General features: G+C 57.4%; 9 protein-coding genes. 3 read left to right on the top strand and 6 right to left on the bottom strand.

The window, feature by feature from the left end:
- Together PbB2_RS15800 and PbB2_RS15795 are read left to right on the top strand one after the other, a co-directional pair.
- On the top strand, positions 1-466 hold a 466-nt coding region (locus tag PbB2_RS15800; RefSeq protein WP_133245861.1), incomplete at its 5' end, for a transposase.
- Positions 467-539: 73 nt separating this feature from the next.
- A complete protein-coding gene (locus PbB2_RS15795) occupies positions 540-1,211 on the top strand; it encodes a hypothetical protein (RefSeq protein WP_108986345.1) in 672 nt (223 codons plus the stop codon).
- 517 nt (positions 1,212-1,728) lie between these two features.
- On the opposite strand, the gene PbB2_RS15785 is transcribed toward PbB2_RS15795, so the two are convergent.
- The 6 genes from PbB2_RS15785 to PbB2_RS15760 all read right to left on the bottom strand — a co-directional run bounded on the left by PbB2_RS15785 (position 1,729) and on the right by PbB2_RS15760 (position 8,493).
- Entirely contained in the window at positions 1,729-3,090 is a 1,362-nt protein-coding gene (locus PbB2_RS15785) for a pectate lyase family protein (RefSeq protein ID WP_108986352.1), read from the bottom strand.
- Positions 3,090-4,664, bottom strand: a complete 1,575-nt coding sequence (locus tag PbB2_RS15780) for a carboxylesterase/lipase family protein (protein ID WP_108986351.1) — start codon at positions 4,662-4,664, stop codon at positions 3,090-3,092. Before PbB2_RS15780 ends, PbB2_RS15785 begins: the two co-directional genes overlap by 1 nt.
- Complete coding sequence (locus tag PbB2_RS15775) at positions 4,651-5,649, bottom strand: sugar kinase (RefSeq protein ID WP_108986343.1); 999 nt, start codon at positions 5,647-5,649, stop codon at positions 4,651-4,653. The genes PbB2_RS15780 and PbB2_RS15775 overlap by 14 nt, the downstream gene beginning before the upstream one ends.
- Before the next feature lie 8 nt (positions 5,650-5,657).
- The gene (gene kduD / locus PbB2_RS15770) at positions 5,658-6,416 is read right to left on the bottom strand and encodes a 2-dehydro-3-deoxy-D-gluconate 5-dehydrogenase KduD (protein WP_305790482.1); all 759 of its coding nucleotides are present in this window, start codon (positions 6,414-6,416) and stop codon (positions 5,658-5,660) included.
- Positions 6,417-6,447: 31 nt separating this feature from the next.
- The gene (gene kduI / locus PbB2_RS15765; RefSeq protein WP_108986342.1) at positions 6,448-7,296 is read right to left on the bottom strand and encodes a 5-dehydro-4-deoxy-D-glucuronate isomerase; all 849 of its coding nucleotides are present in this window, start codon (positions 7,294-7,296) and stop codon (positions 6,448-6,450) included.
- A 117-nt stretch (positions 7,297-7,413) separates the two neighbouring features.
- Positions 7,414-8,493, bottom strand: a complete 1,080-nt coding sequence (locus tag PbB2_RS15760) for a LacI family DNA-binding transcriptional regulator (RefSeq protein ID WP_108986341.1) — start codon at positions 8,491-8,493, stop codon at positions 7,414-7,416.
- Between the two features lie 243 nt (positions 8,494-8,736).
- Here PbB2_RS15760 and PbB2_RS15755 point away from each other — a divergent pair, with 243 nt between their 5' ends.
- Complete coding sequence (locus tag PbB2_RS15755; RefSeq protein ID WP_238165067.1) at positions 8,737-11,721, top strand: TonB-dependent receptor; 2,985 nt, start codon at positions 8,737-8,739, stop codon at positions 11,719-11,721.

Below are 11,721 nucleotides of genomic sequence, written 5' to 3'. Positions count from 1 at the left end.
CGCCGAAATCAGCTTTATCAACACCCAAATCGATAAGATCGAGCAACAGATCGCTGACCTTATAAAGTCCGATCCACGCATCAAAGTTCAAGAAAAGCGCCTGCGCGCCATCAAAGGCATCGGCCCCGTCAGCGCCCATACCCTCATCGCCATGTTGCCCGAACTTGGTCATGCAACCCGCAAACAAATCGCCTGTCTGGCAGGCCTTGCTCCCCATCCCGCTCAGTCAGGCAACAGCTTCAAGAAATATCCCATGACCGGTGGACGCGATCTCATCAGACGCACCCTCTTCATGGCCGCCTTGACCGCATCACGCTGCCACCCAGAATTAAAACACTTCTACCAAAACCTTCTCAGCAACAAAAAACCCAAAAAACTCGCCCTCGCCGCCGTAGCACGAAAACTCGTAACCATCGCAAATGCCGTCCTCAAACCAATACAAATCTCAATTCCACAACTGACTTGATGACAGCGTGGTGGGGGTGGGGGGGCCATCCCAATCTATCCCACAGCATAGCTTCCCCCGCCATGATGGTGTGATGGCCTTCTCGCTTGCCCCCTTTGCCTTTGTGCTGTCCCTCGCCTTGCAGCTGCATAGCCATGTCTTGGCAAAGGACAATTTGTGGGAACGGCCACACTTTGTGCGCAAGGCGGTGGCCGCACGTTTGCGGGCAGGTGTGCGGGCGCTTGAGGCCTTCTTGCGCCGGATATTGATCCTGATGGCGCTTGATCTGGAGCATGAATTGATCGCCAAGCCGCAGGTTGAAAACCTGCGCCGCAAGAAGGCGCGCAAGCCTTCTGTTCGCACGCCAGATTTTCGGGTCTTTCCGGCCCCGTTTCTGCCCCATCCGGACATGCTCGCGCAGCGGTTCGAGGCGCTGGACAAGGCCATCACAGGCCAAGCCCGGCCCTTTTACTTTGCCCCCGCCCCTGTGCCCATCGGCCACTGGTTGCGGCGCTTGGACTTGCTGCAGGCCATCGCAGCCGACCCCCAGGCCAAGGCCAAGCGCTTGGCCTTCTCCCTCGCCCGCCGCAGACCTGGCCCCATGCTCGCCCCTGACGAGCGCCCCCGCATCATGGCCCGACGCGGCCATGAAATCAGCGCCACCTTCGATGCCATGGGCTTTCAGATCACCCAGAAAAGCCGAAGCCGTCCCCCGCCCTTACCCCCGCCGCGCCGCTGGCCAGTACCCATGATCACCTTATTGTAGCTGTGACCCCGCTTTGATGTGCAAGCGGGGGTGGGGGTGTTGGGTTCAGAGTGAGAAGCGCTTTGGTGAAAATATATAATCGGCTGTCATCCCGGATGGCGGTAGCCGATCCGGGATCGTGTGGTGCACATGCGCATGGAGGTCCCCGCTCTCCGCTATCGCTCCGGCGGGGATGACATCGTTTAGAGAAGATTTTTGTCTGGAAGCGCTTTGGCGATCCCCATGGTCCACCAAACCGCAACCTCAATTGTTCTTGCGACACCTGGGTGGTCAAGTGTCGGTTTTCTCTGAAAACCGATCGCGTCGCGACGCAGCAAAGCTGCGCACTTGACGACCCAGATGTCGCGCGCAAACTCGCTGAGCCGTCTTGGTGAAACACAGGTTTCACCAAACGGTTCTGAGTAGAAAAGCCAAACCCACCACGCTGTCATCCCGGACGGCGAAGCCGATCCGGGATCTCATCGCGCTAATAAATAAAAAGGTTCCCGCGCTGCGCTTCGGCAGCGAGACATGGGGGTTAGAAGGTTGCGGCCAAGCTATTCAACCAGTCTTCCAATGCCGAATAGCCATTGCCATCTGGATCGCGCGACGCATCGGCAGCATTGTCAGGATCAAAGCCATGGGCGACCTCCCACAGATCAGGCATCCCATCCCCATCGCGGTCTGCCGCAGCCTTCCCGCTGGGCACTTCAGGCCAATTGCCAACCTCATTCTGCGAATTGATGATGCGTCCCGTGCCGGCGCGCACATCGGCAACAATTTGTTGATCCAGACTGTCACGCCAGACCGACGCGCCGGCATGGGCCAAGACCTGCGCCTCGGCCGGCAAGGCCGGGTCAATTTTCAGGCCGGACGTTGCCAAGGGTGCTGGGCTAAAATAGCCCTCCTCGGCGCGCTTCAACACAAAGATCTCACGGGCTGGTCGTACGTCACCACCCATAACATTGGCCTCAACAAAGGCTTGCGCACCGGGCGCGGAGTCGACAAAGGCGATGGCCGATTGCGAATTTGGGCCGGGTCGATAGCTATTGGCGCGGAAATCATAGCGGCTGATCGCCGCCTCATCGACATTATAGCCAGAGCCGGACTCCTTCCCCCCGCCCCAATTGTAGAAGACATTATTGGCAAACTCGATCACCGGGCCAACGGGATCGCTGGTCGGATCGGCAAAATTGCCGGGCCGCGGCATGCGGGCCCGATGATGAGCCCACAGATTGTGGTGAAAGCTATAGCGCGAACCTGCCGAACCACGCACCAAAGAGCCATAGCCATGTGCGCCCTTAGTGTGGACCGACTGATCCAGCGACTGGGCGATGATCGACCATTGCACGGTCACGCGATCGAGCTGACGCTCAGGCGGGCTCAAGTGTTGGGAGACGGACAAGGTCTCATCGGTCGACCACGAAGCCGAACAATGGTCGATGATGATGTTGCGGCCTGCTGTCAGCGAGATGGCATCGGTTTCTGTCCCCGAAATGTCACCTGGTCGCACACGTATGAAGCGGATGATGACCTCGCCTGCCGAAATGATCAAGCCGTGGCGCTTGAGCGTGATACCGCCACCTGGAGCACTTTGCCCGGCAAGGGTGATATTGGGGTTTCGTATCACCAAGGGGGACTGAAGATCGATGGTGCCTGCGACCTCAAACAGGATGATGCGGGGACCTTTGGCCTCAATTGCCGCGCGCAGGCTGCCGGGTCCAGCATCGCCCAGATGTGTGACTTTGATCACGCGCCCGCCGCGCCCGCCTTGCGTATAGGCGCCATAGCCTTCGGCACCGGGAAAGGCCTTTTGGACCGGGCTGGTCGATGCCGGTACGGCGGGGCTTGCCAGAGTGATCAAGCCAAACAACAGGGCTGTCGCTGAGCTTGTTGGCATCAGCTGCCCCATTGGATGAAAGGCACGGTTTGGAACAAAGCCCGCTCCACCCCGCGCGGATCGCGTTCAACCCGGCTGGTGGCATCGAGGATCATGGTTTGCCGGTTTGGCAGGTCATAACGTGGCCAGTGTGGCAGGTGCTTGGTGGCGGGCGATCCCGTCCGGGCCAGGTGAACAAGGGCGGAGGACAATTGTTGGCTGACCCGCTGTGCGTCGGGGCCTGTGCCCGTCATCGGGCCAGATGCAGCGAGAGTGCGAAAAGCATGGGGGATGTCGATTGTGTGATAGGCCCCCCATTTGCCGCCATCTTCCGGGCTCTTGAGGTCAAGGCGATAAACCCAGGTCGGGGCCTGTTGTCGGGCGCGGGCATCGGCTTCCTCGACCTGACCGCGCCAGGATCGCGCCGCGGTTGTGGCTTTGAAGAACAGGTCACTGGCGCTGATCCCCGGATAGGCGGCTTGATAGGTGGCAATGACATGGGCGGGAGCAATGTCGGTGCGCATATGGGCCGCAAGCCAGGTCGGCAGGGCTTCAAACGTCAGATCAAATGCCTCGGGCTGACTTCGGCCGATCAGGCCACGGGTCTCATCAGCGACATTGCCCAAAATCATGGGAAGATGAGCAGATTGTGCGGGCGCATCGGGCCAGAATGGGTGACGAGTCAAATGGCGTTGGTCAAGCACCGGGCCCATATAGAGCTTCTGGCTTGGGTTGATTGGGTCTGCCGCCACAAGACCTTCCAAAAGGCGCTGGGCGGGCAGATTGACCACTTCCTGCGGGCTTGTCTTGAGGGCATCGAGAAGGGTGCTGGCGCGGCGTGTGGCATTGAGCGGTCCAGAGGCGGTCACCTGCTGGCCACTCATAGTCGCAACGGCATGAAACAGACCCGCCGCCGCCGGGGCGGCCATCAGGCTGGCAATCTTGGCGCCGCCGCCGGACTGGCCAAACACCATAACGCGCTGTGGATCGCCGCCAAACCGGGCGATATTGGCCTTGATCCAATTGAGCGCCAACACAAGGTCCCATTGCCCCGCATTGCCGCTATCGGGGTAGGTGTCTGGCATGAGCTGCGCGAGATAGAGATAGCCAAATAGATTGAGGCGGTGATTGAGTGTGACCACCACCACATCCTCTTGACTGGCCAGCAGGCTGCCATCGGTCAGGGGCGATGTGCCCGAACCAGTATGATAGGCCCCACCGTGGATATAGACCATGACAGGGCGTTTGGCGCGGGGATCCAGTCCCGGTGTCCAGATATTGAGGAAGAGGCAGTCTTCTGACTGGTTCGGCTCCCGGCCCGGTTGGGGACAGGCAGAGCCATACGTATCGGCATCGACCACATCCTGCCAAGGCACAGGTGGCTGGGGTCGGGCAAAGCGTGTCAGCCTTGTATCTTGGCCGTAACGGAGGCCTTTGAAAATCTGCAGACCGCCTTCTTTGACCCCGCGCACCGGGCCGAAGCGGGACATCACAACGCCTTGGCCTACATCGGCCCACGCCTGATCAAAGATCAAAAAACTGGCCAACCCACCGGCGAGGGCCCGACGGCGGGTGGGACCATCAGCGCCTGACATCGAGCCCGCCATCGGCCAATATATCCTCAACCTCCTCAACATAGGTTAGATTGAAGTCGCCGGGGATGGAATGCTTGATCACCGCCGAAGCCACGGCAAACTCAAGACTGGCTTGCGGGCCTTGTCCGGAGAGGAAGCCGTGCAACAGGCCTGCGGCGAAGGCGTCGCCTGCCCCGATCCGGTCAACCACGCCAGCCAATTCATGGGCTCTGGAAACAAAGCGTTCGGTGCGGCTCACCAATTCTGCCGACAGCACTTGATGATTGACCGAGGACAGATTTCGGGTGGTTGCGGCGATCCAAGTAAGGCTGGGAAAAACCTCAAAGGTGCGGGCGAACGCGGCGTGTCGGCTGGCAAATCCCTCACCAAGTATCAACGCAATGTCGCGCTCATTGATGAAGGCCAAGGTCGCGCATGACAAAATCTCACGCAGTATATCAGGGCCGTTACCGTCCCAACTCGCCCATAATTGCGCGCGATAATTGCCATCAAAGGACACATGAACGCCCTGTGCTTTGGCCGCTTTTGCCAAGTCCACAGCGGCCTGCGCCGCGTGGGGGCCGACTGCGGGTGTCACGCCCGACACATGCAGCCAGCGTGCGCCCGACAAAACCTCAGCTGGATCAGTCAGGCTCTTGGCCAGTCGCGCAAAAGCCGTGTCAGCCCGGTCATAGAGCACACTGGAGGGTCGGCTTACTGCCCCTTGGGAGAGAAAGTAGAGACCCATTCGACCGGGGGCCAGGCGAACCAGACTTGTGTCCACCCCCTGTGCTCGCAATGCGGCAATGGCACCACGGCCGAGTTCATTATCTGCAACCACGCTGGCCATGGAGGCCTTGTGTCCGAAGCGTGAGAGCCCGACAGCCACATTGGCTTCTGCCCCACCGATCGCCACATCCAGGCGGGGTGATTGCAACAGGCGTTCATGCCCGGGGCCGCTTAAGCGGATCAGCAATTCTCCAAAGCAGACGACAGCGCCCGGCATCACCAAACCTAACGCGCCAGCCAGCCGCCATCGACAGGGATGACAGCGCCATTGAGATAGTCAGCAGCCCGCGAGGCCAAAAAGACCGCCGCCCCGCCCAAGTCAGCGGGCTCGCCCCACCGCCCAGCAGGAATGCGGCCGAGGATTTCAGCCGACCGGTTTTCATCTGCGCGCAATTGTGCGGTATTATCGGTCGCCATATAGCCGGGCGCGATGGCATTGATATTCAACCCCTTGCCCGCCCATTCACAGGCCAGCAGCCGGGTAATCCCAGCAATGCCACTTTTGGATGCGGTGTATGAGGGCACACGAATACCACCCTGGAAGGACAGCATGGAGGCGATATTGATGATTTTGCCAGCGCCTTGCGGGATCATGACACGACCGGCTGCCTGACACATGAAAAAGGCGGACTTGATGTTGACATTCATCACATCATCCCAGTCCTTTTCAGTAAAGTCCACCGCGTCCTGACGCCGGATGAGACCCGCATTATTGACGAGAATATCAAGACCACCCAAGCCTGCGACGGTCTCAGAGACAATCCGCTCAACAGGCTCAATACTGATGAGATTGGCCTCGATATTGAGAAAGCGACGGCCCAAAGCGCGCACTTTTTCGCCGGTTTCCTCAGCCGGCACGATACCCGCCGCGGCGATATCGGCACCGGCTTCGGCCAAGGCGAGTGCAATTCCTTGACCAAGGCCCGTATTGGCCCCGGTGACAAGGGCGACTTTGCCTGCAAGGCTGAAGGATGACAGGATCATGCTGGGTCCCCCTTGGGTTTGTTCCAAACGCTTATTTCAACTGGCAGATGTCGCAGACCGAAAGGTCGGTATAGTCAAGGTTTTCCCCACCCATGGCCCAGATGAAGCTATAATTGCGCGTGCCGGACCCCATATGGATTGACCAAGGTGGGGAAATCACCGCCTCGTCATTTTCCATCACGATGTGGCGGATTTTGTCTTCTTCACCCATAAAGTGGAACACCCGATCCTTTTCCCCCAGCCCGAAATAGAAATAGACTTCCGAGCGGCGATCATGCAGGTGCGGCGGCATCGTGTTCCAGACGCTGCCCGTATTGAGCTGGGTAAGACCCAAGAGCAATTGGCACGATTTAACCGTCGCCGGGACAATGTACTGATAAATCACCCGCTCGTTGGATTCAGCCAATGAGCCACGCTCCAGAGGCACGGCCGTATCAATTGATATCTTGGCGACCTCGTAACGCGCATGCGCCGGGGTGGAGACCAGATAGAATTTCGCCGGTGCCTGTGCAGACTGCGAAGCAAACACAACATCCTTGCATCCCATGGGAACATAAAGACCATCGCGCGGCTTGATCTCATATGTTTGCCCATCAACACTGACGATACCGGCACCTTCGCCGACATTGATGAGGCCAAGTTCGCGCCGCTCCAAGAAAGGATGTCCGGCGGCGGATGCAGGTTCGCTCTGGTGCGGCAGGACAACAGATTGTGTCACCGGCATCACCCCGCCAATCACCATCCGCTCATTATGGGAATAATTCAGGTGGATCGCCTCAGGCTCAAACAAATTGGAGACAACATAGCGGGCTCGCAAGGCATCATTATCGGCCCCGGCCATCATGTCTGGATGTGTGGCATGATAAACCTTGTCGAACATCTTTAGCGCCCTCCCGCGGCGGATCCGGCCCAAATGGTAACCGGTGTCATTTGAACAAGTCCTATCGGAGAAATCTGATGCTGGCAAGAGGAGCGGATCGATAATCCGATCGAATGATTAGGCCTTGTGTGGGGTTGCGGTTGAGCCGCGTACGACAATCTCTGGCTCGAATGTTACGAGTTGTCGTGCAACAGCACCATTGGCCGTCGCCAATAAAAGGCGCGCAGCCGCACTTCCCATCTCGCGGATGGGCAAGCGAACAGTTGTCAACGCTGGCCAGAGCCGCCCCGCAATCGGCGTATCGTCAAAACCGACGATGGAGATGTCCTCGGGAATTCGAAAACCCGCCCGACGCACGGCGACATAAGCCCCCGTTGCCATTTCGTCATTACCCGCAAAAATAGCTTGAGGCGGGCTGGGTTGGTTTAATAATTGCTCGGCGGCCGTGACGCCGCCTTCAAATGTATAGCCGCCTTCAACAGCCATATCAGGCTGAAGAGACAGGCCCGCCTCATGGAGCGCGCGCTCAAACCCCGCCCGGCGCTCATGGGTTGAGCGGAAGCTCAACGGGCCATGAATATGAGCAATTTGGCGATGGCCCAACTCGGCCAAATGGCGACCGGCGGCTGCGGCCCCCTCCCCGTCCAGTGTCCGGATCATCCGGGAAGGACTATCAAGCTGAACCGAAGCGATGCGAACATAATCCACCTCCGCCTCATCCAGGGTGCGCGCCAACAGCTCGTCTTCTGAAACAGATGGCGGCAGAATAAGGCCGAACGGTTTGTGCTGCTGCACAAAAGCCCGCACGCGTGCGACATGATCAGGTTTGGTGCGGTCGCAAGGATGGAGAACCAGTTGGAAGTCCGTGCCTTCCAAAGCATCAAGTATGCCGCGCTGAATATTGACCACATATTGTGGACTGGGATTGTCATATACCAGCCCGATGAGAAAGGATTTGCGCCGTGCCAAAGCCCGCGCTTGCGGATCCGGGGTAAAGCCCAATTCGGCAATCACCGCCTTTATCGCATCGCGCGTCTTCTGTTTGACAAAGGGCGATTCATTGATGACGCGTGATACCGTTTTTTTGGACACTTTCGCCAAACGGGCCACATCATTGATCGTGGGCTTGCCGCGGCTCTGCCCCTCACCGCTGCCTGAAGCAGCTGTTTGATCATGTCTGTCGGGGGAGTGGCTCACGTTGACCTCTGCATACGATAGTTGGATTAGCCTTGCCTCGCGGCGCACGTCAATCAAGGCCAGCTTGAGCTCGACCTCTCATGGCACTGCAGCAGTTTTTTCGCTTGGGTCAAGATAAGGATTGACACCGGTGACATTTTCGAAAATGCTACCGGTAGCAAAAGACGGTCTGGCGGCTTGGCGTGCAATGGACAAGCAAGCCTGCAAGACAAGATAGGGGCCAAGCCTCGAGGGGAGAAAACAATGTCACGCAAGTTTCGTCTGACAGCTGGTTTGATGATGGGTGTCGCTGCAGCCAGTCTCATGGCGGGTATGGCCCAAGCCCAATCCAACCAGTCCCAATCCAACCAGACGCAAGGCCAGGCCGCAGCGGAGCCCCAGCCTGAAGTTGACGTGATCATCGTACGGGGGTCGTTCCGCGAGTCTTTGCGCTCAGCGATTGCAACCAAGCGGGCTGAAATCGACATTGTCGATTCGATCAAGGCCGAGGACATCGGCAAATTCCCCGACAATAACCTTGCAGAATCCCTTCAGCGCATCCCCGGTGTAGCCATCGACCGCGAAGGTGGTGAAGGCAAGACAATCACGGTTCGCGGCCTAGGCCCTGACTTTACCCGCGTTCGCCTGAATGGACTGGAAGCAATCTCTACCACGGGCGGTAAAGACAAGGATGGCGGGGCCAATCGTGGCCGCGGCTTCGACTTCAACGTCTTTGCTTCTGAATTGTTCAACTCGCTGACCGTCCGCAAGTCGACTTCGGCAGAAACCGAAGAAGGCTCGCTGGGGGCAACCGTCGACCTGCGGACAGCCCGCCCCTTCGACTATAAGGGCTTTACCATGGCCGGCTCTCTGCAAGCCGGCTACAATGATCTGTCTGAAGATGTCGGCAAGCGCGGGACCTTCATGGTCTCAAACCGCTGGGCAGATGGCAAATTGGGCGCTCTGTTCTCGATTGCTTATTCGACCAAACAAAACTTTGAAGAAGGACCGAACTCAGGCCGCTGGCAAAATGCCTATTCCGCCGGCAATGCAGGCCGCCTGCAATCCTATTCCACCGATGGCGGCCGCACCTTCATTCAAATCACGCCGTGCACCACGGCAACCACCCGCGTGTGCAGCACCACCGAAGTCAGCGCGACCAACCCGACTTTGACGGGTGAGGCCTTGGCCGTGACGCAGGCTATCTACCCACGCTTCTTACGCACCAGCCAATTCATCACCGATGCAGAACGTTTGGGGATAACAGGCTCGCTGCAATATCGCCCGACCGAAAACACCACCTTCACCTTGGATGTATTGCATTCTGAGTTCAGCGCAGACCGGATCGAATATAACCTCGAACCCATCTCCTTCTCGCGCAACACAGCGGGTGTGCCGCAAAGCGATATTTATGATTACACGATCGATAGCCGTAAGGTGATCACCAAGGCGTCTTTCAATGACGTCGATATCCGCAGCGAAATGCGCTTTGACGCGCTGAAGACCACGTTCAACCAGGTCAATTTCACGCTCGATCAGCAATTCAACGATAAATTCTCGGGCAGGCTCTTGATTGGCAGCTCGCGCTCCTATCTCGACAACCCAGAGCAAACGACCTTCACCTTTGAATCCTACAATGTCCAAGGCTATAAATATGACCTGACGGACATGACCAAGCCGATCATCGACTTTGGCAGAAGCGCGACGGGCTGTAACATTTCTCAAGGTTGCTATTGGCAATATGCTGCAGCTTCTTCAACCACCGCCGCAACCAACGCCAATGGCGACGCATCCTTGATCCGCTTGCGTCCTCAGACGGTTGAAAATACCTATAATACCGGCGCGATGGACTTCAAATATGAGTGGAACGACTCTGTGAAGTTCAAGTTTGGTGGCTCGTTCAAGGTGTTCTCGTTTGAGACCCAAGAATGGCGTCGCTACACGACTTCAGACCAAACCTCTAACGAAGCCGCCACACCAGGGTCTGGCATCGTTGCCGAATTGAACGGCAATCTGATCAATTATGCCCGAGCCGTTACCGTAGCCGGTCTGACTTATTTGGTTCCCGATCTGGATAAGATCCGCGCCAAGTTTGACTATAATTGTAACTGCACCAATCAATGGGGTCAGTTCACCGTCAATAAGATCAATAATAATGCGCGGGCAAACAACCGTTCGGCTCAAGAAGAAGATACAGCCCTTTATGTGCAGTCTGACTTCCAGACCGAGCTTGGTTCTATGCCGGTCCGCGGCAATATCGGTGTGCGTTATGTCGGCACATCGCAAACCGTGGACGGATTCTTCTCGCGCGGTGCGGTCTTAGAGAAAATCACACTGAAACGCTCTTATGAAGACTACTTGCCAGCCTTCAATCTGACGATTGAGCCGATGGAAAATGTCTTGGTCCGCTTTGCAGCTGCCAAAGCCATGTCGCGCCCGACCTTGGCGAGCCTTTCGCCGGCAGGGTCGATCAACACCACCAGCAATACGCTAAGCATCGGCAACCCCAATCTCGACCCGATCCGTGCCAACACCTATGACATGAGCATTGAGTGGTATCCTTCCAAGGACACCTTGTTCACCGTCAGCTTGTTCAAGAAGGATTTGGAATCCTGGATCCAATCCTTAGTGCGCACCATTCCGTTTGGTGAAACGGGCTATGATGTCTCGCTATTGGATGGCACGGGCCAAAGTCTCGCCACGGCCTATACGGTCACCCAGCCTGTCAACACCCGGGGCGGCGAACTCAAAGGCTATGAAATCTCGGTCAACCAGCCGTTTAGCTTCTTGCCAAGCTTCTTGTCGGACACCGGCGTGATTTTGAACTACACGCAGGTGGAATCGACGATCAATTATGTGATCTCCTCGACAGCGACCGCAACAACCTATGCCGCCTATAATCTGATCGGCATGTCGCCCAATTCCTACAATGCGACGCTTTATTATGAAGGCAAGAAATTGTCGGGTCGGGTGTCCTACTCCTATCGCGACGGCTATATCTCGGTCCTCCTCCCCGGATCGTCAGCCGATCTGTGGGGCAAAGAAGGGGTGAGCTCGCTGGATATGCAAATCTCCTACAAGCTCAATGATCGTATCACCTTCGTGCTGGAAGGCACGAACCTGACCGATGAAGCCCAAGACAGCCGCATCACCTACAATACAGCGCAAGGCAATGTTGCGAACGACCTGCTGTTTGATGTCTCCAATTCCGGCCGCCAATTCTACTTTGGCGCACGGATGAAGTTCTAG

This window comes from Candidatus Phycosocius bacilliformis, from assembly GCF_003112735.1.
Classification (GTDB): domain Bacteria; phylum Pseudomonadota; class Alphaproteobacteria; order Caulobacterales; family Aquidulcibacteraceae; genus Aquidulcibacter; species Aquidulcibacter bacilliformis.
The sequence above is the reverse complement of the archived record's forward strand: the minus strand, read 5'-3'. Positions and strand labels throughout refer to the sequence as shown.

Bases quoted from the DNA above. Each gene is read 5' to 3' on its own strand.
- PbB2_RS15795 (WP_108986345.1), top strand. From the start codon at position 540: ATGGCCTTCTCGCTTGCCCCCTTTGCCTTTGTGCTGTCCCTCGCCTTG.
- PbB2_RS15785 (WP_108986352.1), bottom strand. From the start codon at position 3,090: ATGCCAACAAGCTCAGCGACAGCCCTGTTGTTTGGCTTGATCACTCTG.
- PbB2_RS15780 (WP_108986351.1), bottom strand. From the start codon at position 4,664: ATGTCAGGCGCTGATGGTCCCACCCGCCGTCGGGCCCTCGCCGGTGGG.
- PbB2_RS15775 (WP_108986343.1), bottom strand. From the start codon at position 5,649: ATGCCGGGCGCTGTCGTCTGCTTTGGAGAATTGCTGATCCGCTTAAGC.
- kduD (WP_305790482.1), bottom strand. From the start codon at position 6,416: ATGATCCTGTCATCCTTCAGCCTTGCAGGCAAAGTCGCCCTTGTCACC.
- kduI (WP_108986342.1), bottom strand. From the start codon at position 7,296: ATGTTCGACAAGGTTTATCATGCCACACATCCAGACATGATGGCCGGG.
- PbB2_RS15755 (WP_238165067.1), top strand. From the start codon at position 8,737: ATGTCACGCAAGTTTCGTCTGACAGCTGGTTTGATGATGGGTGTCGCT.